The organism is Streptomyces rapamycinicus NRRL 5491 (genome assembly GCF_024298965.1).
Lineage (GTDB): Bacteria > Actinomycetota > Actinomycetes > Streptomycetales > Streptomycetaceae > Streptomyces > Streptomyces rapamycinicus.
Map to the genome: position 1 here is coordinate 1,889,702 of NZ_CP085193.1, position 24,592 is coordinate 1,914,293.

The window sequence follows — 24,592 nt, forward strand, 5'->3', positions numbered from 1 at the left end:
CGGCGGCAGCGACAGCCCGCCGCCCGGCGGCGGCCCGTCCGCCCAGCCGCGGCACCAGCCCGCGCAACCCCCGGCAGGAGGTGGCCGATGCGCTCCGAGACCGCCCGTATCGCCGCGGACGACGCCATGCTCGTGGGCGATCTGGCCCTTCCCGAGCAGCCCATCGGCGTCGTCGCGTTCGCCCACGGCAGCGGCAGCTCCCGGCACAGCCCGCGCAACCGCGCGGTGGCCCGGGTGCTGCAGGACGCGGATCTGGCCACCCTGCTGTTCGATCTGCTCACCGAGGCCGAGGAGCGGGTGGACGCGATCACCGCCGAACTGCGCTTCGACATCCCGCTGCTGGGCCGCCGGCTGGGGGCCGCGGTGAACTGGCTCGACGGGCACCCGGCCACCTCCGGGCTGCCGGTGGGGCTGTTCGGCGCCAGTACGGGCGCGGCGGCGGCACTGACGGCCGCCGCGGAGCGGCCGGAGCGGGTGGCGGCCGTGGTCTCCCGCGGCGGGCGGCCCGATCTCGCGGGCGGCGCGCTGAACCGGGTGCGGGCGCCGGTACTGCTCATCGTGGGCGGTGACGACCACGAGGTGCTGCGGCTCAATCAGCAGGCGGCCGCCATGCTCGCCGCCCCGCAGGAGATGCATGTGGTGCCCGGGGCGAGCCATCTGTTCGAGGAGCCCGGCACCCTGGAGCAGGCCGCCGAGGCGGCGCGCGACTGGTTCGCACGGATGGCCAAGCGCCCGGCCCGGGGCGGCAAGCGCTGACGCGCGTGGCGCGGCTGGGGGGACGCCTGCGGCGGGCTGTTCCCCTACCCGCCCCTTCCCGCAACTGGGGCTCCGCCCCAGACCCCGCTCCTCAAGCGCCGGAGGGGCTGATTTCAGCCCCTCCGGGGTCCAGGAACGGAGCCTCTGGTAACGGGAAGGGGCGGGTAGGGGAACAGCCCACCGGCAGGCGTCAAGCGCGGCTACGGATCCGGGGCGAGCCCCAGCACCTGCCGCAGATCGTAGGAGACCGGCTCCTCCAGCTGGTCGTAGGTGCACTGCACCGGCTCCCGGTCCGGCCGCCAGCGCCGGAATCGGGCGGTGTGCCGGAAGCGGCGGCTCTGCATGTGGTCGTAGGCCACCTCGCACACCCGCTCCGGGCGCAGCGGCACCCACGACAGGTCCTTGACCCCGGTCCAGCGGCTGGGCGCGCCCGGCATCCGGCCCTGGGCATGGGCCTCCTCGCGCGCCCAGTCGGCCCATGGGTGGCCCTCGACGGTCGCCATGCGCAGCGGCTCCAGCTCGGCCATCAGCTCCTGGCGGCGGCGTGCGGTGAAGGCGGCGCTGACGCCCACGTGCTGGAGGCGGCCGGTGTCGTCGTACAGGCCGAGCAGCAGGGAGCCGATGCCCTGGCCGGACTTGTGGACGCGGTAGCCGGCCACCACACAGTCCGCCGTGCGCTCGTGCTTGACCTTGACCATCACGCGTTCACCGGGGCGGTAGCGGAGCTCGGGGCTCTTGGCCACGACGCCGTCGAGCCCCGCCCCCTCGTAGCTCTCGAACCACTGCCTGGCCACCTCGAGATCGTCGGTGCAGGGGGCCAGGTGCACCGGGTCCTCGGCGTGGCGCAGCGCCTCGGTGAGGGCCGCGCGGCGCTCGCGCTGCGGGGTGTCCAGCAGCGAGGCGTCGCCGAGGGCGAGGAGGTCGAAGGCGACAAAGCTGGCCGGGGTGTGCTCCGCCAGCATCCGCACCCGGGAGTCGGCGGGGTGGATCCGCTCCAGCAGGGCGTCGAAGTCCAGCCGCCCCTCCCGCACGATGACGATCTCGCCGTCCAGGACGCAGCGCGGCGGGAGGTTGGCGAGCAGCGCCTCGGCCAGTTCGGGGAAGTAGCGGGTGAGCGGCTTGGTGGTGCGGCTGCCGATCTCGATCTCGTCCCCGTCGCGGAAGACGACGGCCCGGAAGCCGTCCCATTTGCCCTCGTAGACCATCCCGGGCGGGATGGTGGCCACGGCCTTGGCCAGCATCGGCTCGACGGGAGGCATCACCGGAAGGTCCATGACGTCCGATTGTGCTCCTGTGGCGGGCCGGGCGCCCGCCGGGAGGCGGCCCCGGGCGGGCGGGCCTAGCGTGTCCGTATGGGAGAGTCGGTGGAGCTCACGGTCGGCGGTCGCACGGTGCGGGTGACCAACCCCGGGAAGGTGTACTTCCCGGAGCGCGGGTTCACCAAGCTGGACCTCGCCCGCTACTACCTGGCGGTCGGCGAGGGCGCGCTGCGGGCGCTGCGGGACCGGCCGACGACGCTGGAGCGCTATCCGGACGGGGTGGACGGGGAGTCGTTCTTCCAGAAGCGGGCCCCGAAGAACCTCCCGGAGTGGATTCCGACCGGCCGGATCTCCTTCCCCAGCGGGCGGCACGCGGACGAGATCTGCCCCACCGAGACGGCCGCCGTGGTGTGGGCGGCGAACCTGGGCAGCCTGACCTTCCATCCGTGGCCGGTGCGGCGCGGGGACACCGAACACCCCGATGAGCTGCGGATCGACCTCGACCCGCAGCCGGGCACCGACTACCAGGACGCGGTGCGGGCGGCGGGGGAACTGCGCGAGGTGCTGGACGAGCTGGGGCTGCGCGGATGGCCCAAGACCTCGGGCGGCCGGGGGCTGCACGTCTTCGTCCCGATCGCGCCGGAGTGGACCTTCACCCAGGTGCGGCGGTCCGCGATCGCGATCGCGCGGGAGCTGGAGCGGCGGGCTCCGGAGCGGGTGACCACCAAGTGGTGGAAGGAGGAGCGCGGCGAGAAGATCTTCGTGGACTACAACCAGACGGCCCGCGACCGCACCATCGCCAGCGCCTATTCGGTGCGCCCCCGCCCCCACGCCCCGGTCTCCGCGCCGCTGCGCTGGGAGGAGGTCCCCGACGCCCGGCCGCGCGACTTCGACCTGGCCACCATGCCGGTGCGCTACCGCGAGCTGGGCGATGTGCACGCGGACATGGACGAGCACACCTTCCGCCTGGAGGCCGTGCTGGAGCTGGCCGCGCGGGACGAGCGGGAGCACGGTCTGGGCGACCTCCCGTATCCGCCGGAGCATCCGAAGGTGAAGGGCGAACCGAAGCGGGTGCAGCCGAGCCGCGCCAAGAAGTGATGGCCGGATCCTTGGCGGCTGCGAGAATCGCGCCATGTCCGTCTTCACTCACCCCGGCCGCCATCGGGTGGCGGTGCTGGTCCGCCACGGCCTGCTGCCGTTCGAGCTGGGCATCGCGCACCGGCTGTTCGGCCGGGCCGTATCGGCCGCGGGCGACCCGCTGTACGAGGTGGTGACCTGCGCGCTGGTCCCCGGTGAGGTGCGTACGGACTCCGACGTCACGATGAACGTCGCACATGGCCCGGAGGCGCTGGCCGAGGCCGACACCGTGCTCGTCCCGGCCGCCAACGAACCGGACGCGCCACAGACCGAGGGCAGGCTGGGCGCCGAGCTCACCGGCGCCTTCGCCCGGATCCGCCCCGGCGCCCGGATCGCCTCGATCTGCACGGGGGCGTTCGTCCTGGCGGCCGCGGGGCTGCTGGACGGCCGCCGGGCGACCACCCACTGGCAGGAGGCCGACCGGTTCCGGGAGCTGTTCCCGGCCGTCGCGCTCGACCCGGACGTCCTCTACGCGGACGAGGGCGAGGTGCTGACCTCGGCCGGGGACGCCGCCGGTATCGATCTGATCCTGCACATCATCCGGCGCGACCACGGCGCGGCGGTGGCGGGCGAGGTGGCCCGCGCCTCGGTGGTGGCGCCCCATCGCGACGGCGGCCAGGCGCAGTTCATCCGGCGGCCGGTGCCGGAGCGGCGCGGCGGCTCCACGGGAGCGGCCCGCGCCTGGGCGCTGACCAGGCTCGACCGTCCGCTGACCCTGCGGGAGCTGGCCGAACGGGAGTCGATGAGCGTACGGACCTTCTCCCGGCGGTTCCGGGACGAGGTGGGGATGACCCCGGTGCAGTGGCTGACCCAACGGCGCCTCGAGCGCGCCCGGCAGCTGCTGGAGGAGAGCGATCTGCCGGTGGACCGGATCGCGGCGGACGCGGGGTTCGGCACCGCCGCCTCGCTGCGGCAGCATCTGCACACCGCCCTCGGGGTGTCACCGAGCGCCTACCGCGCCACGTTCCGCGGCACCGCCACCCGCCACCAGGCGGCGTCCGGCGGATCAGTCCCCTCCCCGCCCCTTCCCTCAACTGGGGCTCCGCCCCAGACCCCGCTCCTCAAGCGCCGGAGGGGCTGATTTCAGCCCGTCCGGGGTCCAGGAACGGAGCCTCTGGTAACGGGAAGGGGCGGGTAGGGGACTGATCCGCCGCAGGCGTCAGAACCGGGCGGACACCCCCTAACGGCGGGCCGTGAACTCGCCGGTGCCGAAGGTGTGGAACCAGCTCTGGATCCGGTGCTCGTTGTGGCTGGTGGCGAGCGAGAGGAGCAGCAGCAGCCGGGCCTTCTGCGGGGTCAGATCCTGGGCGCCGATGACGCCGCGCACATCGGGGTCGTAGACCGCGCCGGAGCCGGTGCGGGAGGCGGAGACCATGACCACCCCGTTCTTGACGGCGTCGTCCCGGGCCTCGGTCATGGCCGGGGAGAGACCGCCGGCCCCGGTGCCCGCCGTGACGATCCCGGCCGCCCCGGCGTCGGCGAACGCCTTGATGGCCTGGGGTCCGGCGCCCTGGTAGCTGTAGGCGATGTCGACCTTCGGCAGTGGCCGCCGGGCGATCCGGTCGAGGTTGAACGGGGTCTTCCAGCCGGGCTTGCCGCACTGCTCGACGCGGGCGGGCGCGCGGTTGACGCGGATGTGGTTCTGGTCGATGACGCCGAGCTCTCCGCTGCTGCCGCTGCTGAAGGCGTTCAGCCGCAGGGTGTCGGACTTGCGCACCTCGCGGGCGGCGTGGATCTGGTCGTTGAGCATCACCACCGTGCCGAAGCAGGTGGTCCGGCCGCTGGCGGCGAGGTGGATGGCGTTGTAGAGGTTGGCCGGGGCGTCGGAGCCGATCACCGTCCAGGGCCGCATGGCGCCCGTGAGCACCACCGGCTTGTCGCTGCGGACGGTCAGGTCCAGCCAGTACGCGAACTCCTCCATGGTGTCGGTGCCGGTGGTGACCACGACCCCGTCGTTGAACTTCAGGGCGTGGTCGACGGCGGCGGTGAGGCGGCGGTATTCGGGGATCGTGTAGTTGTTGGAGTCCTTGTTGCCGAACTGCTGGGTGGTCACGTCGGCGATCCGGTTCACCTCGGGTCCGAGGTCGTTCACCAGCCGGGAGACGGGGAGCTTGCCCGCCTGGTAGTCGTCGAAGGACACCTTGGTCCTGCTGACGCCGGCGATGGTGCCCCCGGTGCCGATGACGGCGACCTTGGGGGTGGGCCTGGGGATCGGCTCCGCGGCACCGGCGAGGGTGGTCGTGGTCCCCAGGGCGAGGGCCATCAGAGTGATCAATACGCCGGAGCGGCGGGCGAGCTGAGCCATGGGGACGTCATCTCATCGATGGAGTGCGTGACGGGTCGGCCCTTCTTCAGCCACTTTCCACAGTTCTTCAGCCACTTTCCACGGTAACCACGGACTCCTCCGGCAGGCGCGGGCGGCGCAGCCGGGCCAGCAGCAGGGCCACGTCGTCGTCCGGCGCCCCGTGCAGCGCGGCCAGCACCTGGTCGCAGATCCGCTCCAGCGGGCCCTGGTGGCGGCGCAGCAGCTGGACCAGGGTGTGCAGCCCCACGTCGAGGGACTGGTGGCGCTTCTCCACCAGGCCGTCGGTGAACAGGGCCAGCAGCGCCCCCTCGGCCAGTTCCCGCTCCACCGAGGCGAAGGGGACGCCGCCGACGCCGAGCGGGGCGCCGGTGGGGATGTCGATGAGTTCGGCGTCGCCGCCGGGGTGCACCAGCACCGGCGGCAGATGGCCGGCGGTGGACATCTCGCACCGCCCGGTGCGCGGATCGCAGACCGCGTAGAGACAGGTGGCGATGGACTCCCCCAGGCTGGGCGTGATCTCGTCGAGATGGCACAGCACCTGGGCCGGGGGCAGTCCGAGCCGGGAGAAGGCCCGGGTGGCGGTGCGCAGCTGGCCCATGATCGCCGCGGCGTGGATGCCCTTGCCCATGACATCGCCGACCACCAGCCCGACGTTGCCGTCCGGGAGGGGCAGCACATCGAACCAGTCGCCCCCGGCGGCGCTGACCGCGGGCAGGTACCGGGAGGCGATCTCCAGTCCGTCCAGGTCGCGCGGCTGCTGGGAGAGCAGGCTGCGCTGGAGGGTGAGCGCGGCGTCGCGTTCGCGGGCGTAGAGCCGGGCGTTGTCGATGCACAGGGCGGCGCGGATGGCCAGTTCGCAGGCGAGGGTGAGGTCCTCCTCGTCGAACGGCCTGGGGTTGATGGTGCGGTGCAGGCTGAGGGTGCCGAGTACACTGCCGCGGGCGATCAGCGGGGCGGCGATGTACGAGTGCACTCCCTCGCGCAGCAGCACCCTGGCGGCGGCGTCGTCCCGGGCGATCCGCCGTACGTCCTTCTCCGTCACGTGCGGCACCAGCAGCGGCCGGGCCTCGCGGACGCACTGGGTGATCAGCCGGGTGGGTTCGTAGCGGGCGATCTCGCCGACCGGGTCCGCGGCGTGGACGGCGTCGGTGGGATACCCGGCGGCGACTGCGAGCGCCCGGAAGCGGGCGGAGCCGTCGGCCCACACCCGGGGCGTCGCCTCGCGGTGCACCACGGAGTCCAGGACGTCGACGGCCGCGAGGTCGGCGAGCCGGGGCACGGTCACATCGGCGAGTTCCTGGGCGGTCTGGCGCAGGTCCAGCGTGGTGCCGATGCGGACGCTCGCGTCGGCGATCATGGCCAGCCGCTCCCGCGCCTCGGCGATCTCGCTGGTCTCCCGGTGGCGCCGGGAGATGTCCATGATGGAGACGGCGATGCCCAGGATCCGGCCGCTGGGGTCCTCCAGCCGGTAGTACGACTCCGACCAGGCGTGGTCATGGTCGGGGTCGGCGGGGGTCCGGCCGACGCTCTGCTGGTCCAGCAGCGGTTCACCGGACTCCAGCACCTGCCGCATCGCGCCCTCTATGCCCTCGACGTCGAGCCCCGGCAGCACCTCCCCGAGGCGGTGGCCGCGCACCCGGGACTCGGTGATCGAGTTCATCTGCTGGAGGGCCGGGTTGGCGAGCAGCCAGCGCAACTCGGTGTCGAACACCGCGAGTCCCACGGGCGACTGTTTGATCAGGAAGCCGGAGACGGCCAGGTCGGTCTCCAGCCGCCGTACGGTCCCCTCGTCGGCGGCCAGGCCGAGGGCGTAGCCCTCGCCGTGGGCGTCGCGCAGGCCCATGGTGCGGAACTCCACCTCGAGGGTGGAGCCGTCCGGGCGGCGGACCGGGAAGACACCGGCCCAGGTGTCGCCCGCCCGTACCCGTGCGAAGAGCTCCACGGCCGCCCGGCGGTCCTTCGGGTGGACCAGCAGCTTGTCCGCGCGGCGGCCCAGCGCCTCGGCCGCCCGGTAACCGAACAGTTGTTCAGCCTCGGGGCTCCAGAGGGCGATCCGCCCCTCGACGTCCAGGGCCACGGCGGCGACCCGCAGCAGGTCGAGCACCCCTCCCGGGCCGGTCGCCATGCTGCTGATCGCCGCCTCTTCCTCCTGGTCCACACGGTCATGCGTCGTCATACCGGCACCTCACCGGCTCGCCGTGCCCTCCTACTGTCATACCTCGCCCGGCGGGCCGCCGCACACGGATATGACATGGGCACGGTCTCAGATCCCGGTTCAGATGGTGAAGGGCCGCTGCCGGGCGAAAGCGGAGTTCAGCGCACCCGCCTGGAAGAGGTTGGGCGTCTGGTCGGGCGGCATCCGCTTGACGATCTCCCGGTGCAGCCCGCGGTAGTTGCCCGCGAAGGCACCGCCCCGCCAGACCTCCAGCAGGGTACCGGTGAACAGCCCGTTGACGATCCCGTCGGCCGAGGTCTGATTGTCCTGGCAGCCGGAGATCTGCAGCACACTGGCGTCGATCTTGGCGAGGTCCTTGGCGGTACGGGTGTTCTGGATCCGGTCGTAGGCGTCGCGGTCACGCCGGTAGACGGCGGCCTGCACGGACTGGGGCATGGCCCGGATCCTGCGGCCGACCTCCTGGGGGTCGGCGGTGCTGAAGCGCCGGTCGAGCTCCTGGGGACTGAGCATCTCGGGCAGCCGCCGGGCGACGGTGCCGCTGTGGCAGCTGTCGGAGAGCAGCCAGATCCGCACCCCCTTGGCGAACTTCCCGAACAGCTCGAAGAGCTCGTCGTCGACCAACTGCCGGTCGTACAGCACCCAGGTCTCGTCGAGGCGGTCGCCGGTCTCGTCGTGGTTGAGGTCGGGCACCTGGCCGCCGTGGCCCGAGTAGGTGAGGAAGAGGATGTCCCCCTCGGCCAGCCGCCCGGCCGCGGCCTCCAGGGTGGCGGTGACGGTCTCCGCGGTGGCGGCCTGGCTCAGCAGCGGGCCGGTCACATCGAACCCCGCGGCGTCGGCGAGCCCGGCCATGTCCACGGCGTCCTGCTCACAGGCGCCCAGCTCACCGCTCCAGCCGTCGTACGCGGCGGGGTCGACCTGATTGAGTCCGATGTGGACGGAGAGGCCGATGGACATGGGGGCTCCTTGGGTCGAGGACGTGCGGCGGCTCACCATCGCTCGTCCTAAGCGATGATGCGGGCCCGCGACCCGCCATGCCCTGTTCTCCGGCCCCATCCGGAGGAGGCACCCCGCACGCACTCGGCGGGCGGTCCGGCCGTCAGGCCCCGCGCGGCCGGGCGCCCAGGGCCCGCAGCGCCATATCGGCGGCGCGCTCGAAGTAGCCGGGCTCCAGGGGCGCGCCACGGGCCGAGACCCGCCAGTAGACCAGCCCGCCGAGCAGATCGAGCGCCAGCTCGCGGTCGAGGTCCGGCGACAGCTCACCGCGCTCCACCGCCCGGTCCAGCGCATCGGTCATCCGGGCGCGCCGCGGCTCGCCGATGCAGCGGGCGAGGGCCTGACTCAGCTCCTGGTCGCGCTGGGCCTCGGCGATCAGATCCGGCAGGATGCGGGAGAACCGCGGATGGGTCAGCCAGTCGGCCACCGCGCGCAGCCCGGCCAGCACATCGCCGCGCAGGGACCCGGTGTCGGGCAGTTCGACCAGGGCGACGCTCAGCTCGGACACGACCGCGATGACCATCCGCTGCTTCGACGGCCACCGCCGGTACAGGGCGCTCTTGCCCACCCCGGCCCGTTTGGCCACCGCCTCCATCGACAACCGGCCGTAGCCCTGCTCGGCGAGCTCGTCGAGGACGGCTTCGGAGATGGCCGCGGTCTTGTCCGCGCGCAGGGTGGCGGCGCCGCTCGGGGGGCGCCGGGTGGGCTCCGGCATGACCCCGAGGTTAGCAGATGGACAGGACGGTACCGTCTCGTCCTATGCTGTACGGACGGGACGGTACCGTCCCGTCCTGCTGATTCCCGTTGATTGAGGAGAGGTACGTCATGGACGACCGCGTCAAGGTGTTCGAGCGGGCGAAGGAGCTGCTGCTCGGCCACGACATGATGGGATTCGCGGATCTGTGGGCCGTCGACGGCACCATGGTGTTCCCCTTCGCCCCGCCCGGCCGGCCGCGCCTGTTGGAGGGGCGCGAGGCCGTGCGCGAATACGTGCGGGACTACACCGACCACATCGACCTGCGTGCCGTCGCACACGAGGTCGTCCATCTCACCGAGGACCCCGGCGTGCTGATCGTGGAGTTCTCGATGGACGCCGTGGCCGTCGGAACCGGCCGCCCGCTCCGCCCCGGCTACGTCGCCGTCATCACCGTCCGCGACGGTGAGATCGCCTCGTACCGCGACTACTGGAATCCTCTGATGCTCGACGAGATGAGCTTCGGTTCCGAGGAGGGCCGGACCCATGGCTGAACCCACCGTTCTGGTCCTCGGCGCCACCGGGAACACCGGCTCCAAGGTGCTGCGGATGGTGCGCGCGGAGGGCGCGCGGGCGCTGGCCGCCACCCGGCGGCCCGAGGCCGCGGCCGCGGCGGGCGTGGCCGGCGCCGTACGGTTCGACTGGCACGACCCCGACGGCCACCCGGCGGCGCTGCGCGGCGTGGACCGGCTCTATCTCGTCGCACCCCTGGGGGTGGCCGAGCCGCTGCCCGTGGTCGAGCCGTTCCTGAAGACCGCGGTCGCCCAGGGCGTACGGCGGGCGGTGCTGCTGAGCTCGTCCGCGGTCGACGAGGCGGACACCGGACTCGGCGCGCTGCACACGCTGGTGCGGCGGACCGTGCCCGAGTGGGCGGTACTGCGGCCCTCGTGGTTCATGCAGAACTTCACCGGTGACCTTCCGGCGGCCCAGGCCATCCGCGGCGACGGCGAGATCGTCACCGCCACCGGGAACGGCAGGGTGGCCTTCGTCGACGCGACGGACATCGCCGCCGTCGCCACCCGGGCCCTGCTGGACGACCGTCCGCACAACACGGACCACGTCATCACCGGCCCGGAGGCGCTCGGTTACCCGGAGGCGGCGCGCATCGTGGCGGAGGTCTCCGGACGGCCGGTCCGCCATGTCGCGGTGGGGGCCGGGGAGTTGACCGAGAGGCTGAAGGCGACAGGGCTGCCGCCGGAGTACGCCGCGTTCCTCGCCGGGCTCGACGAGGACATCCGGCACGGCGCGGAGGACCGTACGACGGACACCGTCGAGCGGGTCACCGGGCGCGCTCCCCGCTCCTTCCGCGCCTTCGCCGAGGCGCACCGCGCCGCGTTCGCCCCGCCGTCGGCGGCCTAGACCCCGGTCCGGGTAGGGGAAAAATCCGCCGGACGCCCTGGAGCGGCCGGGCTCAGCGGGCGGCGAAGGCCAGGAAGTCCGCCCAGGCGGTGGCGGCTATGTGGAGGCGGGGGCCGTCGGGGTTCTTGGAGTCCCGTATGTGGACGGCGGTGGGGGTGGTGGCGACCTCGACGCAGTCGCCGCCGCCCGCGTCGCTGTGGCGGGACTTGTGCCAGTCGAGAGCGATCTCGACGCACTCGCCGCCGCCCGAGTCGCTGTAGCTGCTCTTGAACCACAACAGGTCGTCGCTCATCTCTCACCCATCAACTGCTCGATGAAGCTCACGGATTCGTCTGGCCTGAGTGCCTGAGTCCGGATCATCGCATAGCGGCGAGTGAGTGCAGCCACCTTGTCCGGCCTGGATACCAAGATGCTCTCGCCGTGGCTTTCCGTGTAGACCAGGGAAGTGTCCTCAGGAGTCTCGATCACCGTGAACGGACCGCGCAGACCGGCATGCTCGGCCTGATTCATTGGCATGACCTGGATACTCACACCGGGGCGGGCTGCGCACTCGACGAGGTGCTCGTACTGGCGGCTCATGACTTCCGGGCCGCCAATTTGCCGCCGTAGCGCAGCCTCTTCGAGGATGACGTGGATCAGTGCCCTCGGCTTTCGCTCGAAGATCGCCTTGCGGTCTAGGCGACCTTGCACGAGCTGTTCGAACTCTGCATCTTCGAAAGGCGGGTAGTTGCACGCGAGGAGCGCCCGGATGTAGCCCTCTGTCTGCAGAAGTCCATGGATCACCTGGGTGCAGTACGACGCGATGCTCAGGGCTTCCTGCTCAAGCTGAACGAAGCCCTGGAAGTACACCGGGTAGCGCTCAAGCCGCAAGTACTTGATCGCAGAACGAAGCAACCCGCCCGCGTCCAGTGCCTTCTCGGCCGCGTCGATGAACTCGTCCGTCGGCGGCTTCGCGCATGTCTCCACGGCGCTCACCGCCGACCCGGTGTAGTTCATCAGCGCACCCAACTCGTCCTGGGTGAACCCCGCCCGCTCGCGCAGAAGCCGCAGGACAGCGGCGAAGTACTGCACGGTCGGCGGAGCGGAGTCCTTCTTCTTCGACTGGGCCACGCGGGCCACCCCCTCAACAGCTCCCAACGCCAATCAACCCGCGTTCGACCAGAGTTGCCGGTCGCCGCAGTTGACGCTCTGTTACTGGTGAAGGTAGCCGCCTGCACTGACAGTGGGAGCATGAACGCGGAAAGTCACGACGTAAACCCGCTCCATGGCTGGAAGCAGAGCTCGGCGGCCCTGGTCGGGCGTCCGGGAGCGCATCGTCGGCAAAACGGGCTGGGCCCGAATCCGCGCGTAGCGGTCGCCGGTTGGGCGCGGCGCCGTCTCGCGCCTTCGGCGCAATTGAGCATGGGTTGGGGGTGCCGGGGCGGGGGCCACGTCGCCGGCCGCCGGGCAAGTGGGGGCGGGGCGAGTGGCGGCATCCAGGCTCGCGGGTCGGGTCGATCCGGACTGCGGGCCGGACGATGTGGCCCCTCCGGGTACCTCTCTCAAAAACACTTGATCTGGCGCAACTAGTAAGCCAAGCAATTTCCAGAGGGGTAACCCACCCCCGGCAGAGTCGTCCGGCATCGGCCCAAGCCCCCGAGTGCGGAAGCCGCCACCGGGCCCGACCTCCCACCGACCCGGCGGCCGGCGACGCGGCCCCCGCCCCCCACCTGCCGCCCCCATGCTCAAATGCGCCGAAGGCGCGAAACGGCGCCGCAGACAACCAACGACAAGCGACAAACGGCCCCGACGCTCACTCCAGGACATGCCGCAGATCTCACGGCCCCCTGGACCGCCTCGGCCGCGACGCGCGAACGTACGGCGATGCGCGCCTATGCGGAACTGATGCGTCATGGATCGGCTCGGCGGCTGATGCTCGCCTCCACCACCGGAAAGCTGGGCTTCGCGGTCTTCCCCCTGGCGACCGTCCTGCTCGGGCACGGCTCGTCGGGCTCGTTCCTGGACGCGGGGATCGTGGCCGGGGCCTGGAGCGTGGGCGGCACCGTGACGGCGCCGCTCCGGGGCAGGCTGGTGGACCGTCATGGGCAACAGTGGCCCATGGGGGCGATGGCCGTGCTCACCGCGCTCGCCGTGGCCGGTCTGGTGACGGCCACGGCGACCACACAGCTGGTGCTCTCCGGCGCCCTCGCCGGGGCGAGCGCGCCGCCCATCGTGGCGAGCACACGCTCCCTGTGGGCGCGGGCCGTCCCCCATGACCTGCTGCGCGGCGCCTACGCGCTCGAAGCAGTCCTCACCGAGGTGACCAAGATCTGTGGCCCGCTCGTCGCGGCAGCGGTGGCCGTACGGTCCCCTCGGCTCGCCGTGATCGTCGCCGGGGCGCTCCTGGTGGCGGGCTCGTGCCTGGTGATGGCACACCCTCCGGCCCTCTCCGCCCGCGCCGCCTCCGCCCAGGGCACCGGCAGCCGCGGCGTCCTGGGCTCGCCCGCGCTGCGGCTGCTGCTCCTCACCAACGTCTGCGCCGGAATCTGCCTCGGGGCACTGACGATCGGCCTTCCCGCCCGGGCCGCCGAAAGTGGTTCGGCGGCGGGCGCGGGCTGGATGTTCGCCTGCCTGGGCCTGGGCAGCGCACTCGCCGGCGCGCGCTTCGGCACCCGCGACCGCGCGGCCCCGCCCGCCACCGGCTATCTCACCGCCCTCACCTGGCTCGCACTGCTCCTGGCCCTCCTGGCCGCCATATCGGAACCCCCGCTCATGGCGATCCTCCTCACCCTCGCCGGGGCGGCGTTCGCGCCCATGACGGTCTGCCTGTTCGAGCTGCTGGACGCACACGCGCCCCGTGGCACGGCCGTCGCGTCCATGATGTGGATGGTCGCGGGCGAGGAACTCGGCATCGCCGCCGGGACCATGGCCACCGGAGCCCTGGCCCAGCAGGCAGGCGCCTGGCCGACCCTCGCCCTCGCGGCGGCGGCTTGCGCACTCGGCGCCACGATTACCGCGCTGCGCACCACCGAATTGGCCTGTGACGAACGATCACCGTGAGGCGAGCGAAAAGCCACTCGGCTCCGGCGGGCCGCGGTGCGCCCCGAAGGGGCGCGGGGGCTGTGTCGAAGTGCGGCTCCGCCGCGCGGCTGTGTCGATACGCGGCTCCGCCGCGTGGGACCAGCCACGACGGCGCCGCAGACGATCGACGGCACCTCGCGGCACTTCCCGCGGACCGCCTAGCGGAACAGCACACCCGGGAGGCCGGGGCGGTCGATGGCCTCCTGGAGGGCGGCGCGCAGGGTGTGGCTGCCGGTGAGGGGGCCGCCGGGCCGGATCAGCCAGACATGGCCCTGCCGTACGCAGCCGGGCCTGGGGCAGCGCAGCACCCGGCCCGGGCCCGCGGCGGCCACCGTGCGGCGGCGGGCGTAGGCCGTCCCGGCCAGCCAGACCTTCCACTCGGCCGCGGATCCGGGCGGCACGAGGAAGGAGAGCACATGGCTGGCGGTGGCCAGCATCACCGGCCCCGCCGCGTCGCGCCGCTGCAGCGCCTGGATCACCGCGGTCCCGATGTCGTCGCACATCCGCACCAGGTCGAAGACCGGGCCCACCGGCAGATCGGCGAGGCCGGTGCCGCTCGCCCACTGGAGCCGCACCCGGCCGGGGTCGTCGCTCGCGGCCAGCAGCCATTCGGCCGCGTCGGTCTCCACGGTGACCCGCATCCGACGCTCCCCCCGCGCCCCCGCGTTCATGAAGTGGCCACCAGCGGCAGGGTGAACCACACCTTCTTCCCCCGGACTCCGGGATCGGGCGGCTCGGTGCCCCAGTCGGCCGCCAGGTCGTCGACGATGGCCAGCCCCCGTCCGGACTCCTCGGTGGGCTCCGGCCTGCGGGCGACCGGGATCACCGGCGAGCCGTCGGCCACCTCCACCCGCAGCTCACGGCCGAAGCGCTCCAGCGAGACGGTGATGGTGACGGTGTCGGCGGGGCCGGAGCTGCCGTGCTCCACGGCGTTGGCGAACAGTTCGTTGGTGGCGAGGACGACATGGTCCACGATCGCGCCGAGCCGCCAGTCGCGCAGATGCCCGGCGACCATCCGGCGCACCGCGGCGGCGCGGTCGGGGAGGGCGGGGAACTCCGCCCGGAAGAGCCGGCGGGTGTCCAGCGGGATCACCGGCCTCTCCCCTCCGGGGCCGGGGACGGGAATCGCCGCGGCGGCCGGGCCGTCGACCGGCGCGGGTCTCGGCGCGGCGGCCCGCCCGGTAACCGGATCGGTTCGCGGGCGGTCCGCGGAGACCGCGACGCCACGGCTCGTGGCCATCTTCTCGCCCTCCTCATCGGCCGACGCCGGCCGGTGCGACAGTCCTGGACAGGATCGGCTCACGGTGTCGGTCCTCACGGTCCTCATCGGTCTGTGGACTCTGGTGGCATACGGGCACATGGGGTGATTGATGTTCGGGTGAGCGGGTAAGCGCATTCTGGCGACCGACGGCGTGGCATCTGGGCTGGTGACAGGTGGTGCGCACGCCCCACCCGACCCGCCTGGACCAGCTGCCACGGACGGAGACGGCCCGGTCGCGGTGAGTGCCGGTTACCGGCATGGTTCCTCCTTCGAAGGCAGCGCAAAGCGCCATCGGTCGCCGTTCATGTAGACAAACGGTTGGACCGGCCGGTGGGCGAGAGGGCATGGGGGTTGTCCGGTTGTACGGGCGTAGTGGTTCGGGCTGTACGGTCCGGACGTGGCAAGCGTGAGCGGGGGCCGCGAGGGGCGGCCCGGCCCGGGGGGACGGTCCGGTGTGGACGGCAAGCGCGTCCTGGTGACCGGGGGCTCCCGGGGGCTGGGTGAACAGATCGTACGGCTCCTGGCCGCCGGCGGGGCGCGGTTGGCCACGTGCGCGCGGACCCCGGAGCATCTGCGGTCCCTCACGGCGTCCCTGAGCGCCGAGGGGCACGGGGAGCCGTTCACCCGCGCGCTGGACGTCACCGAGCCGGAGCTGCTGGAGCGGTTCGTGGAGGCGGCGGCGGAACGTTTCAGCGGTCTTGACGGCGTGGTGGCCTGCGCCGGTGGCGCCCGCGGCCGCGGCATCGAGGACGCCGGTCCCCAGGACTGGTCGCTGACCTGGGAGATGAACGTCGGTCATACGGCCCGGCTGGTGAAGGCCGCGGTGCCGCATCTGCGCCGGGCGGGCGGCGGCTCCGTGGTGGTGATCGCCTCCATCTCCGGCTGGAAGCCGGGGCCGCAGGCGCAGTACGGGGCGGCCAAGGCCGCCCAGATCCATCTGGCGGCCTCACTCGCCCGTGAGCTGGGCCCGGACGGGATCCGGGTGAACGCCGTCTCCCCGGGGTCCATGCTGATCCCGGGGAAGCGGTGGGACCGGATGCGCACCGAAGAGCCCGAGGCCTACGCCCGGTTCACGGCCGAGCTGCCACGCGGTGAACTGGTCACCCCGCGGGAGGTCGCCCAGGTCGTCGCGTTCCTGCTCTCGGACGCCTCGAGCGGGGTCTCCGGTGCGCATCTGCCCGTGGACCGAGCCCAGAACGCCCCCACGCCGGGAGGCTACTGACCCCCCGGCGCTCCCCCGAGCGGAGGCGCTCCGGACACGCCACCGGCCGCCCACATGGAGCGGCCGGAGCTTGACTCAAGGCACCGGCGGGGCGGGGCCCCGGGGCCGGATGCCTCAGGCGGCCACGCCGAGCACGGTCCGGGAGCGCTGCTCGAACTCCCTGACCATGGGCTCCGCGCGGTGCGGCCGCAGCCGGGTGCGGAAGTCGCGCAGCGCCTGGATCGAGCGCTCGCTGTGCACCCCGCTGAGCGTGTCGAGTGCCTCGCCCGCGGTGCCCACGGCCTCGTCCAGCCGGCTCTGCTGGAGATAGGCCGTGGCCAGCACGGATCTGCTGATGGCCTGGCGCCGGCGCCGCTCGGCGTTGGCGCGCACGGATTCGGCGGCGGCGTGCTCGGCGTCCGTGGCATTGCCCAGGTCGCGGAAGCACAGTGCCGCCTCGGCGGCCAGATAGTGGTGGTCGAGGAAGCGCACCCAGGGCGACTCCTGCTCGGGGCCCTGGCTGGCCTCCAGCTGGGCGTCGGCCGCGCGCAGCGACTTGGACGCCTCCCGGGGCTGGTTCAGTGCGGCGTAACCACGGGCGGCCATGGCGTGCAGCCGCATCAGCCCGAGCGGGCTTCCGGCGTGCTTGGCGGTGGCGACACCGACCCGGGCCAACTCGACCCCCGCCTCGGGCTGGCCCAGGTTGGTCGCCAGATGGGACAGGCCGGCCAGGATCTGACCGCCCAGGACCCGGTCGCCGCCCTCGGCGCACAGCCGCAGCGCCTGGGTCATATAGCGCTGGGCCAAGCCGTATTCGGCGTTGTCATAGCTGCTCCAGCCGGCCATCGCGGCCAGCTTGGCGGCCGCGGTGAACAGCTGGCGCCGCTCCTGCGGCGGCGCGCCGCGCTGCTGGAGCATGGGGACGACCTCGGTCGACAGATAGAGCACGATGCTGGCGCGGACCTGGCCGCCGCCGAAGCGATTGTCCATCTCGTCGAACATGTTGATCGCCGCGTGGACCTGTTCGACGCGGCCGCCTTCGGCCGCGGGTGCGAGCCGGGCGGTGTCCTGGTTCTCGACCAGCCACAGCAGCCATTCGCGCTGTGGGGTCACCAGCGCGCCGGCGACGAAGGGCACCGCACCCAGCAGGCTGCGGCGGGATATGTCGGTGGAGCCGAGTTCGGCGAGCGTGTGCAAGGTTTCGCTTACGTCCTCCCGGTAGGCCAGCGCCCGGGCCACGACCGGGCGCTGTCGGTCGGAGATGAACCCCAGCTCGGCGGGGCCCACGGGCCTGCCGAGCCGGTGGGAGAGCACGGCGGCGATCAGCTCCGGCGTGGTGCCGCGCGGCTGTCCGCCTTGCAGCCAGCGGGTGACGGACGCCTTGTCGTAGTTCGACTCGCGCCCCTGCCTACGGCCCAGTTCATTGACCCGCAGGGCCAATGAGGCGTAGGAGCACCCGGATTCCTTCAGAGCGGCGGCCAACGCGCCGTTGGTCACGGCGCATTGGCGCCCGCTCACCGGCTGTGCGTGATGCGTCACCGCGACCGTCCCAGTTTCGGGCCACGGCGGTCTTCGGGATCCCCGTCGCTCGCCGCCCACCGGTCAGCCGGGGGCCTCAACGACGTTGTGGACATAGGTGGTTGGGAGCCCTCGCCATGGAGGGTGAGATGGGTCACGTGCTCACTATGAGTGGTGAAGCCGTCACCCCGCAACCTTCGTTCTGATAATTTCAAAGCGCTCCGCTCGCTCTGTCTGTGTCATCCATCGCGTGGCACACTGTGCAGGCATATGACAGCCATTCCTACGGGAGGCGGACGTGAGCGAGGCACGGCCGGCCGGCGCCGCCCCCACCGTCTTGCGGAGAGTCCTGGGCAAGCGTCTGCGGCATCTGCGCGAGCGGGCGAAGGTGTCGTTCGAGGAAGCCGCGAAGGCCATCGAGGTCACCCCGTTGACCGTGCGCAGGATGGAAAAGGCGGAAGTCGGCCTCAAGATCCCGTATCTGAAGGAGCTGCTGCGGAACTACGGCGTCCGCGGTCCGGAGATGGAGGATTTCCTCGCTCTGGCACGCGAGGCCAACCAGCCGGGCTGGTGGCATCAGTTCCGCGATGTGCTTCCGGACTGGTTCAGTGTTTACGTAAGCCTCGAAAGTGAGGCCACCGTCATTCGCGCGTACGAGCCCCACTACGTCCCCGGGCTGCTCCAGACGGAGGACTACGCACGAGCGGTGTTACGCATGGGCTTCCCGCGCGACACCGAGGAGGAGCTGGAGCGCCGGATCGCCCTGCGGGTCAAGCGCCAGGGCCTGCTCACCAAGCCGGACGCGCCGACCATCTGGGCCATCCTCGACGAGACGGTGCTGCACCGCCCGGTCGGCGGCTCGCGGGTGATGCGCGACCAGATCGACCACCTCATCGACACCTTGGACATCCCCAAGGTCAGGCTGCAGATCATGCGGTTCGCGGCGGGGCCGCACCCCGGGGCCTTCGGCCCCTTCCACTACTTCCGCTTCGGATTCTCCGAACTGCCGGACGTCGTCTACACCGAGAGCCTCACCGGGGCGGTCTATGTGGACAAGCCGGCCGAAGTCGTCGCCTATCTCGAGGTCCTGGACCGGATGGCGGTCCAGGCCGAGCCGATCGGCGACAGCAGCACCATCCTGGCCGAACTGCGTAAGGAGCACTGAGATGCATGACCCCGTCTACACCGGAATGCCGGCCACGGACCTGGGCACGGAGGGCTGGGAGAAGCCCTGGAGCGGGTCCAACGGCGGCACCTGCATCGAGGCCAAGCGGCTGCCGGACGGGCGGATCGCGCTGCGCCAATCCACCGACCCGGCCGGGCCCGCGCTGATCTACACCCGCTCGGAGGTGGCGTCCTTCCTGGAGGCGGCGAAGGCCGGCGAGGCGGACTTCCTCATCTCCTAGAGCGGGCCGCCCACCATCGGTTTCCCGAAACTCCCCGAAAACCACTACGCCCGCACAACCGCACAACCCCGCACCGCACTCCCGTCCCCGCCGTCCCGCCACGCACACTGAAGACGCCGTGGCGGGCGGCGGTGTCGTCCCCCCTTGCAGATGTGCAGAGCCCATGGGACCGACAGGATGCCGTAATGAACCTCGACCACGCGGTGACACAGCACCGCACCCTGATCGTCGAGGGCTGCGACGGAGTCGGCAGGGACGCGCTGCTGACCGGTCTCGCCCGCCGCCACGGCTACACCGTCACCCGCGCCTCCCGCGACCTTCCCCATGTCGACCCGGTCCGGCCGTACCGCGAACTCCTCCAGCACGACGGGGCCCTCGCGGTCGACGCCGGACTGGTCGGCGAGCTCGTCTACGGACCGCTGCGCCGTGGCCACTCCAGGGTGACATGGATTCAGGCGTTCGACCTCGCCGAGGCGGTGGCCGAGCGCCACGGCGCCTTCGTCCATGTGACCGCCCCGGTGCGCGTACTGGAGGACCGGCTGGCCGCCCGCGGCGCCTCGGCGGCGGCCCTCGCGGAGATCGACGCCGCGGTCACCGGCTATGACCACGCCTTTTCCACCCTCGCCGAGCACGCCCCGGTCCTCACCGTCGAGGAGCGGCCGGTCTCCGGCGGCGGTCCGGACCCGGATCCGGGCCACGGCGAGGCGGCGCCGGAGCCCCCGGTGGCCTCGTTCGCCCGGCCCTTCCCGCGCATCCGTTCCCCCGTGCCGTTCGCCGAGCAGAGCTGAACTCCCCGGCACCGGCCCTAAGTTGGTGCCCCGCGAATCGCATCCGCATCGCATCCGCACGGCAGGAGACTGGCGCTATGACAGACGGCTCGTCCACCCCCGACCAGCAGGCCCTCACCAAGATCGACACCACGGTGCCGCATTCGGCCCGGATCTGGAACTACTGGATGGGCGGCAAGGACAACTACGAGGTCGACCGGATCGCCGGTGACGAGTACCGGGAGGTCGCCCCGAACATCGAGACCATGGCCCGTGCCTCGCGCGCGTACCTCATCCGCACCGTCACCCATGTGGCGGGCGAATGCGGGATCCGGCAGTTCCTGGACATCGGCACCGGGCTGCCCACCTACGACAACACCCACCAGGTGGCCCAGCGGGTGGCGCCAGAGGCCCGCATCGTCTACGTGGACAACGACCCCCTGGTGCTCCGGCACGCCCAGGCACTGCTCACCAGCACCCGCGAGGGGGTGACCGACTACATCGACGCCGATCTGCACGAGCCCGAGCGGATCCTTCAGGCCGCGTCGAAGACGCTCGACTTCGGCCGGCCCATCGCCCTGATGCTGATGGGCATCCTCGGTCACATCCAGAACTACGACGAGTCGGTGTCGATCGTGCGGCGGCTCCAGGCCGCCTTACCGTCCGGCAGCTACTTCGTGCACTACGACAGCACCGACACCGACCAGGCGCTCAAGCAGGCCCAGCAGGGCTACGACGACACCGGCGCCGTGCCGTACGTGCTGCGCAGCGTCGAGCAGATCAGCCGCTTCTACGAGGGCCTGGAGCTGATCGAGCCCGGTATCGTGTCGTGTCCGCTGTGGCGTCCGGCCCCCTCCGAGACGGACATCGAGACCACCGATGTCCACGGGGGCGTGGCGCGCAAGCCGTGACGGCGGTGACGACCAAACGAATGGTTCGGCCACCGGGGAGGTAACCCCCGCCCCCGTCGCGTCGTCAGACACGGCGCCGGGAAGCGAGGCGGAGGGACGCGCGGGTGTTCGAGGTCGGGGCCTGGAGAGTGCCCACCTTCAAGCGGCTGCTGCGGGCGTCGGTCGCCGGTGCCCCCGCCGTCGTACGGCAGCGCCGCGGCCCCCAGGACGAGGCGCCGGGGCGGCCGCGGCACCTGGCCATCATCATGGACGGCAACGGCCGCTGGGCCGCCCTGCGCGGCCTCTCCCGCACCCGCGGCCATCAGGCGGGGGTGCTCGCGCTGCCACGGGTGGTGGACACGGCCCTGGAAGAGGGCATCGAACACCTGTCGCTGTTCTTCTTCTCCACCGAGAACTGGAACCGGCCGCGCGGCGAGGTGGCCGCCCTGATGCGGCTCACCGCCCAGCTGGCGGATGTCTTCCGCGGCTACGGCGAACGGGGGGTGCGGCTGCGCTGGCTGGGCTCGGAGGCCCGGCTCCCCCGGGCCACGCTGACCGCACTCCGCCGCGCGGAGGACGACACCCGCGACAACCGCGCCATGACGCTGGCCTTCTGCTTCAACCACGGCGGCCGGGAGGAGATCGCCCGCGCCGCCACCTCGCTGGCCCGGGCCTCGGCGGACGGCGCGCTGGACCCCGGGCTCATCGACGAGGCGCTGTTCACCCGCCATCTGCCGCACGCCGATCTGCCGGACATCGACATGCTGGTGCGCACCTCCGGGGAGCAGCGCATCTCCAACTTCATGCTCTGGCGGGCGGCCTACGCGGAGCTCTTCTTCGTGGACACCCTGTGGCCCGACTTCACCGGTGAGGAGCTCCGCGCGCTGCTGGCCGCGTTCGCCTCCCGGAAGCGGCGCTTCGGTGCGGGGGTCGGCCCCGCCTGACGCGCCCGTCTCCCCTAGCGGATCTGGACGCCGGAGAGGGTGCGGGCGATGACCAGGCGCTGGATCTCGCTGGTGCCCTCGAAGATCGTATAGATCGCGGCGTCGCGGTGCATCCGCTCGACCGGGTACTCGCGGGTGAAGCCGTTGCCGCCGAGGATCTGCACCGCCTGGGCGGTGACCTGCTTGGCGGTCTCACTGGCGAACAGCTTGGACATGGAGCCCTCGGCCGACTCGAAGGGCCGGCCGCTCACGGCCATCCACGACGCGCGCCACACCATCAGCCGCGCGGCGTCGATCCGGGTGCGCATGTCGGCGAGCTGGAAGGCGACGCCCTGGTTGTCGATGATGGGGCGGCCGAACTGCTCCCGGGTCCTGGCGTAGTCGAGCGCGACCTCGTACGCGGCGCGGGCGGTGCCGACCGCCATGGCGCCGACGGCCGGACGGGACGCCTCGAAGGTGGCCATGGCGGCGTTCTTCAGCCGCTCCCCGCCCGACTTGGCCCGCTCCCGGGCGCGCGCGAGGCGTTCGTCCAGCTTCTCCTTGCCGCCGAGCAGGCAGCTGCCGGGCACCCGCACCTGGTCGAGGACCACTTCGGCGGTGTGCGAGGCGCGGATGCCGTGCTTCTTGAACTTCTGGCCCTGGGAGAGACCGGGGGTGCCGGGCGGGATGATGAACGAGGCGTGGCCCTTGGAGCCGAGGTCGGGGTCGACGACCGCGACCACCACATGGACGCCTGCGATACCGCCGTTGGTGGCCCAGGTCTTGGTGCCGTTCAGCACCCATTCGTCCTTGGCCTCGTCGTAGACGGCGCGGGTGCGCATCGAGCCGACGTCGGAGCCCGCGTCGGGCTCGGAGGAGCAGAAGGCTGCGACCTTCACATCGTCGGCGTCGCCGTACATCTGCGGGATCCAGGTGCCGATCTGCTCCTCGGTGCCGTTGGCGAGGACGCCGACGGCGGCGAGGCCGGTGCCGACGATGGACAGGGCGATGCCCGCGTCGCCCCAGAACAGCTCCTCCATGGTCATGGGGATGCCGAGGCCCGTGGGGTCGAAGTACTGCTGGGCGTAGAAGTCCAGGGAGTAGAGGCCGATCTTGGCGGCCTCCTGGATAATCGGCCAGGGGGTCTCCTCGCGCTCGTCCCATTCGGCGGCGGCCGGGCGCATGACGTCCGCGGCGAAGCCGTGGATCCAGTCGCGCACCGCCTTCTGATCGTCGTCGAGCTCGAACGAGAACTCCGCCATGACCCCTCCACGTGCTTGTTACCTGCGGTAACGGCAGTCTGTTACCGCCCAGTAGGCGATGTCAACTCCCCCGGGCACGCGGGCCCCGCTCCCCCTTCGGGTGTTACGTTGCGCTTCAGCGCGAAGCGCGATCGCGCCGGGAAGCGCGAGGTGCGTAAGGCGCGAGTACGACATCGGGGGCGGGGAGGCAACGCATGCGGACCGGGACCAGCCAGCGGGACGACCAGCGGCAGACGGCCCAGCAGAGGCGCAAGGAGCTGCTGGAGGCCGCGGACCGGGTGGTGCTGCGCGACGGACCAGAGGCCTCGATGAACGCCATCGCCGCCGAAGCGGGCATCACCAAGCCCATTCTGTACCGCCACTTCGGCGACAAGGGCGGACTGTACCGCGCCCTCGCCAAGCGCCACACCGACGCCCTGCTCGCCTCGCTGCGCGCGGCCCTGGACGCACCCGCCGACGACCGCAGGCAGCGCGTGGAGGCCACGCTGGACACCTACCTGGCCGCGATCGAGGCCCGGCCCCAGGTGTACCGCTTCCTGATGCACCCGGCCGACCACGGCCAGCAGGAGGCGGAGCAGAGCTTCGACGTCGGCCACCACTCCGCGCCGCTGCTGCGGCGGCTCGGCGAGGAGCTGGCCACGGTGATCGCCGAACGGGTGGAGCTGGGCCCCGGCGGCGACGAGGTGGCCCGGGTCTGGGGCCATGGGATCGTCGGCATGATGCACGCGGCCGGTGACTGGTGGCTGCGCGACCGGCCCTGCGCACGCGGCCAGTTGGTGCACCATCTCACCGATCTGCTGTGGGGGCGGCTGTCGCTGGCGGACGACCGGGGCGGCGCACCGGGCTTCTGAGGCCCCGGCAGCTCCCGAGCAGCGGCTCACGATCCGTCGGCCCCCTACTCTCCGGCGCCTGCCGACGGCGCCCAGGGGGCGCGGCGGACCGCCCGCAGCGCCCTGCGCCGCCGCAGCCCGGTGAGCCGGTCGATGAACAGCCCGCCGTCCAGATGGTCGGACTCATGCTGGAGACAGCGCGCGAAGAAGCCCGTGCCCTCGATCCGCACCGGCTCCCCGGTCATCGTCACGCCCTCGATCGCCACATGGTCGTAGCGCGGGGTGCCCGCCTCGAGGCCCGGCAGCGACAGACAGCCCTCCGGCCCGCGCACCGTCACCCCGTCGGCCGCGACCGGCCGGGGGTTGACGACATGCCCCAGATGGCGGTGGTCCTCGTCGTCCGGGCAGTCGAAGACGAAGACCCGCAGCCCCACACCGATCTGATTGGCCGCGAGGCCCACCCCGTGGGCCGCGTACATCGTGGCGTACATGTCCTCGATCAACAGGGCCAGCTCGGCGTCGAACGCGGTGACCTCCTCGCACGGCGCGCGCAGCGCCGGATCGCCGAAGAGCCGCAGGGGCCGCACCGCTCCGCGGCTGCCCGGGATCACGCCATGTCGCATGGCAGCCAAGCCTACGGCGCCGGTGAGGCGGGCCCCGCGCGCGGCCGGAATTCGGGACCGCCGCCGGATCTCGATAGGCTGCTCTCCGACCGTGGCCTCCCGGCCGGCGACG

The 24,592-nt window shown here is 72.1% G+C and carries 25 protein-coding genes; 13 read left to right on the forward strand and 12 right to left on the reverse strand.

What is annotated here, in order from left to right; genetic code table 11:
* The first annotated feature begins 87 nt into the window (after positions 1 to 87).
* Positions 88 to 756, forward strand: coding sequence for a dienelactone hydrolase family protein (locus LIV37_RS07690; protein WP_020866533.1), 669 nt, complete (start codon positions 88 to 90; stop codon positions 754 to 756).
* 200 nt (positions 757 to 956) lie between these two features.
* Here LIV37_RS07690 and LIV37_RS07695 read toward each other — a convergent pair whose 3' ends face one another.
* Positions 957 to 2,030 carry an ATP-dependent DNA ligase gene (locus tag LIV37_RS07695; RefSeq protein WP_020866534.1) on the reverse strand — a complete coding sequence of 358 codons (1,074 nt, stop codon included), beginning with the start codon at positions 2,028 to 2,030 and terminating at the stop codon, positions 957 to 959.
* Positions 2,031 to 2,108: 78 nt separating this feature from the next.
* On the opposite strand from LIV37_RS07695, the gene ligD reads away from it, so the two are divergent.
* Both ligD and LIV37_RS07705 read left to right on the forward strand, forming a co-directional pair.
* Positions 2,109 to 3,113 (forward strand): non-homologous end-joining DNA ligase, encoded by a 1,005-nt coding sequence (gene ligD, locus LIV37_RS07700; protein ID WP_020866535.1) that lies wholly within the window; start codon positions 2,109 to 2,111, stop codon positions 3,111 to 3,113.
* A 34-nt stretch (positions 3,114 to 3,147) separates the two neighbouring features.
* Positions 3,148 to 4,233: a GlxA family transcriptional regulator gene (locus LIV37_RS07705; protein ID WP_020866536.1), complete on the forward strand. Its 1,086-nt coding sequence runs from the start codon at positions 3,148 to 3,150 to the stop codon at positions 4,231 to 4,233.
* Between the two features lie 99 nt (positions 4,234 to 4,332).
* Here LIV37_RS07705 and LIV37_RS07710 read toward each other — a convergent pair whose 3' ends face one another.
* From LIV37_RS07710 to LIV37_RS07725, 4 genes are all read right to left on the reverse strand, one after another.
* Complete coding sequence (locus LIV37_RS07710; RefSeq protein ID WP_020866537.1) at positions 4,333 to 5,457, reverse strand: asparaginase; 1,125 nt, start codon at positions 5,455 to 5,457, stop codon at positions 4,333 to 4,335.
* A gap of 67 nt (positions 5,458 to 5,524) precedes the next feature.
* Complete coding sequence (locus LIV37_RS07715) at positions 5,525 to 7,633, reverse strand: SpoIIE family protein phosphatase (protein ID WP_020866538.1); 2,109 nt, start codon at positions 7,631 to 7,633, stop codon at positions 5,525 to 5,527.
* A 99-nt stretch (positions 7,634 to 7,732) separates the two neighbouring features.
* A complete protein-coding gene (locus LIV37_RS07720; RefSeq protein ID WP_020866539.1) occupies positions 7,733 to 8,587 on the reverse strand; it encodes a caspase family protein in 855 nt (284 codons plus the stop codon).
* Between the two features lie 142 nt (positions 8,588 to 8,729).
* Complete coding sequence (locus LIV37_RS07725) at positions 8,730 to 9,341, reverse strand: TetR/AcrR family transcriptional regulator (RefSeq protein ID WP_020866540.1); 612 nt, start codon at positions 9,339 to 9,341, stop codon at positions 8,730 to 8,732.
* 110 nt (positions 9,342 to 9,451) lie between these two features.
* Here LIV37_RS07725 and LIV37_RS07730 point away from each other — a divergent pair, with 110 nt between their 5' ends.
* The gene (locus LIV37_RS07730; protein WP_020866541.1) at positions 9,452 to 9,874 is read left to right on the forward strand and encodes a nuclear transport factor 2 family protein; all 423 of its coding nucleotides are present in this window, start codon (positions 9,452 to 9,454) and stop codon (positions 9,872 to 9,874) included.
* Entirely contained in the window at positions 9,867 to 10,739 is an 873-nt protein-coding gene (locus LIV37_RS07735) for an NmrA family NAD(P)-binding protein (RefSeq protein ID WP_020866542.1), read from the forward strand. The genes LIV37_RS07730 and LIV37_RS07735 overlap by 8 nt, the downstream gene beginning before the upstream one ends.
* A 52-nt stretch (positions 10,740 to 10,791) precedes the next feature.
* Here the strand turns inward: LIV37_RS07735 and LIV37_RS07740 are convergent, their stop codons facing one another.
* Together LIV37_RS07740 and LIV37_RS07745 are read right to left on the reverse strand one after the other, a co-directional pair.
* Positions 10,792 to 11,031 carry a DUF397 domain-containing protein gene (locus tag LIV37_RS07740; protein ID WP_020866543.1) on the reverse strand — a complete coding sequence of 80 codons (240 nt, stop codon included), beginning with the start codon at positions 11,029 to 11,031 and terminating at the stop codon, positions 10,792 to 10,794.
* Entirely contained in the window at positions 11,028 to 11,849 is an 822-nt protein-coding gene (locus LIV37_RS07745) for a helix-turn-helix domain-containing protein (protein WP_121826176.1), read from the reverse strand. The genes LIV37_RS07740 and LIV37_RS07745 overlap by 4 nt, the downstream gene beginning before the upstream one ends.
* 753 nt (positions 11,850 to 12,602) lie before the next feature.
* Here LIV37_RS07745 and LIV37_RS07750 point away from each other — a divergent pair.
* Entirely contained in the window at positions 12,603 to 13,778 is a 1,176-nt protein-coding gene (locus LIV37_RS07750; protein WP_020866545.1) for an MFS transporter, read from the forward strand.
* Positions 13,779 to 13,957: 179 nt separating this feature from the next.
* Here the strand turns inward: LIV37_RS07750 and LIV37_RS07755 are convergent, their stop codons facing one another.
* On the reverse strand, positions 13,958 to 14,440 hold the full coding sequence (locus tag LIV37_RS07755; protein WP_020866546.1) for a hypothetical protein: 483 nt from the start codon (positions 14,438 to 14,440) through the stop codon (positions 13,958 to 13,960).
* 26 nt (positions 14,441 to 14,466) lie between these two features.
* Complete coding sequence (locus LIV37_RS07760; protein WP_020866547.1) at positions 14,467 to 15,039, reverse strand: ATP-binding protein; 573 nt, start codon at positions 15,037 to 15,039, stop codon at positions 14,467 to 14,469.
* Positions 15,040 to 15,466: 427 nt separating this feature from the next.
* On the opposite strand from LIV37_RS07760, the gene LIV37_RS07765 reads away from it, so the two are divergent.
* Positions 15,467 to 16,282, forward strand: a complete 816-nt coding sequence (locus LIV37_RS07765; RefSeq protein WP_121825713.1) for an SDR family NAD(P)-dependent oxidoreductase — start codon at positions 15,467 to 15,469, stop codon at positions 16,280 to 16,282.
* A gap of 114 nt (positions 16,283 to 16,396) precedes the next feature.
* Here the strand turns inward: LIV37_RS07765 and LIV37_RS07770 are convergent, their stop codons facing one another.
* Complete coding sequence (locus tag LIV37_RS07770; protein ID WP_373920598.1) at positions 16,397 to 17,779, reverse strand: NsdA family TPR-like regulatory protein; 1,383 nt, start codon at positions 17,777 to 17,779, stop codon at positions 16,397 to 16,399.
* A 298-nt stretch (positions 17,780 to 18,077) separates the two neighbouring features.
* On the opposite strand from LIV37_RS07770, the gene LIV37_RS07775 reads away from it, so the two are divergent.
* From LIV37_RS07775 to uppS, 5 genes are all read left to right on the forward strand, one after another.
* On the forward strand, positions 18,078 to 18,944 hold the full coding sequence (locus LIV37_RS07775; RefSeq protein ID WP_020866551.1) for a helix-turn-helix domain-containing protein: 867 nt from the start codon (positions 18,078 to 18,080) through the stop codon (positions 18,942 to 18,944).
* A gap of 1 nt (position 18,945) precedes the next feature.
* Entirely contained in the window at positions 18,946 to 19,185 is a 240-nt protein-coding gene (locus LIV37_RS07780) for a DUF397 domain-containing protein (protein WP_020866552.1), read from the forward strand.
* Between the two features lie 185 nt (positions 19,186 to 19,370).
* Positions 19,371 to 19,973 carry a hypothetical protein gene (locus LIV37_RS07785; protein ID WP_020866553.1) on the forward strand — a complete coding sequence of 201 codons (603 nt, stop codon included), beginning with the start codon at positions 19,371 to 19,373 and terminating at the stop codon, positions 19,971 to 19,973.
* Positions 19,974 to 20,050: 77 nt separating this feature from the next.
* Positions 20,051 to 20,863: an SAM-dependent methyltransferase gene (locus tag LIV37_RS07790; protein WP_020866554.1), complete on the forward strand. Its 813-nt coding sequence runs from the start codon at positions 20,051 to 20,053 to the stop codon at positions 20,861 to 20,863.
* 104 nt (positions 20,864 to 20,967) lie between these two features.
* Positions 20,968 to 21,786, forward strand: a complete 819-nt coding sequence (gene uppS / locus LIV37_RS07795) for a polyprenyl diphosphate synthase (protein ID WP_020866555.1) — start codon at positions 20,968 to 20,970, stop codon at positions 21,784 to 21,786.
* A gap of 14 nt (positions 21,787 to 21,800) precedes the next feature.
* Here uppS and LIV37_RS07800 read toward each other — a convergent pair whose 3' ends face one another.
* Positions 21,801 to 23,027, reverse strand: a complete 1,227-nt coding sequence (locus LIV37_RS07800) for an acyl-CoA dehydrogenase family protein (RefSeq protein WP_020866556.1) — start codon at positions 23,025 to 23,027, stop codon at positions 21,801 to 21,803.
* Positions 23,028 to 23,221: 194 nt separating this feature from the next.
* On the opposite strand from LIV37_RS07800, the gene LIV37_RS07805 reads away from it, so the two are divergent.
* The gene (locus LIV37_RS07805) at positions 23,222 to 23,878 is read left to right on the forward strand and encodes a TetR/AcrR family transcriptional regulator (protein WP_020866557.1); all 657 of its coding nucleotides are present in this window, start codon (positions 23,222 to 23,224) and stop codon (positions 23,876 to 23,878) included.
* A 44-nt stretch (positions 23,879 to 23,922) separates the two neighbouring features.
* Here LIV37_RS07805 and def read toward each other — a convergent pair whose 3' ends face one another.
* A complete protein-coding gene (gene def / locus LIV37_RS07810; protein ID WP_121825711.1) occupies positions 23,923 to 24,480 on the reverse strand; it encodes a peptide deformylase in 558 nt (185 codons plus the stop codon).
* Positions 24,481 to 24,592: the final 112 nt, after the last annotated feature.

Coding starts and splice junctions, on each gene's coding strand:
- LIV37_RS07690 (WP_020866533.1), top strand. CDS start 88: ATGCGCTCCGAGACCGCCCGTATCGCCGCGGACGACGCCATGCTCGTG.
- LIV37_RS07695 (WP_020866534.1), bottom strand. CDS start 2,030: ATGGACCTTCCGGTGATGCCTCCCGTCGAGCCGATGCTGGCCAAGGCC.
- ligD (WP_020866535.1), top strand. CDS start 2,109: ATGGGAGAGTCGGTGGAGCTCACGGTCGGCGGTCGCACGGTGCGGGTG.
- LIV37_RS07705 (WP_020866536.1), top strand. CDS start 3,148: ATGTCCGTCTTCACTCACCCCGGCCGCCATCGGGTGGCGGTGCTGGTC.
- LIV37_RS07710 (WP_020866537.1), bottom strand. CDS start 5,457: ATGGCTCAGCTCGCCCGCCGCTCCGGCGTATTGATCACTCTGATGGCC.
- LIV37_RS07715 (WP_020866538.1), bottom strand. CDS start 7,633: ATGACGACGCATGACCGTGTGGACCAGGAGGAAGAGGCGGCGATCAGC.
- LIV37_RS07720 (WP_020866539.1), bottom strand. CDS start 8,587: ATGTCCATCGGCCTCTCCGTCCACATCGGACTCAATCAGGTCGACCCC.
- LIV37_RS07725 (WP_020866540.1), bottom strand. CDS start 9,341: ATGCCGGAGCCCACCCGGCGCCCCCCGAGCGGCGCCGCCACCCTGCGC.
- LIV37_RS07730 (WP_020866541.1), top strand. CDS start 9,452: ATGGACGACCGCGTCAAGGTGTTCGAGCGGGCGAAGGAGCTGCTGCTC.
- LIV37_RS07735 (WP_020866542.1), top strand. CDS start 9,867: ATGGCTGAACCCACCGTTCTGGTCCTCGGCGCCACCGGGAACACCGGC.
- LIV37_RS07740 (WP_020866543.1), bottom strand. CDS start 11,031: ATGAGCGACGACCTGTTGTGGTTCAAGAGCAGCTACAGCGACTCGGGC.
- LIV37_RS07750 (WP_020866545.1), top strand. CDS start 12,603: ATGCGCGCCTATGCGGAACTGATGCGTCATGGATCGGCTCGGCGGCTG.
- LIV37_RS07755 (WP_020866546.1), bottom strand. CDS start 14,440: ATGCGGGTCACCGTGGAGACCGACGCGGCCGAATGGCTGCTGGCCGCG.
- LIV37_RS07760 (WP_020866547.1), bottom strand. CDS start 15,039: ATGGCCACGAGCCGTGGCGTCGCGGTCTCCGCGGACCGCCCGCGAACC.
- LIV37_RS07780 (WP_020866552.1), top strand. CDS start 18,946: ATGCATGACCCCGTCTACACCGGAATGCCGGCCACGGACCTGGGCACG.
- LIV37_RS07785 (WP_020866553.1), top strand. CDS start 19,371: ATGAACCTCGACCACGCGGTGACACAGCACCGCACCCTGATCGTCGAG.
- LIV37_RS07790 (WP_020866554.1), top strand. CDS start 20,051: ATGACAGACGGCTCGTCCACCCCCGACCAGCAGGCCCTCACCAAGATC.
- LIV37_RS07800 (WP_020866556.1), bottom strand. CDS start 23,027: ATGGCGGAGTTCTCGTTCGAGCTCGACGACGATCAGAAGGCGGTGCGC.
- LIV37_RS07805 (WP_020866557.1), top strand. CDS start 23,222: ATGCGGACCGGGACCAGCCAGCGGGACGACCAGCGGCAGACGGCCCAG.
- def (WP_121825711.1), bottom strand. CDS start 24,480: ATGCGACATGGCGTGATCCCGGGCAGCCGCGGAGCGGTGCGGCCCCTG.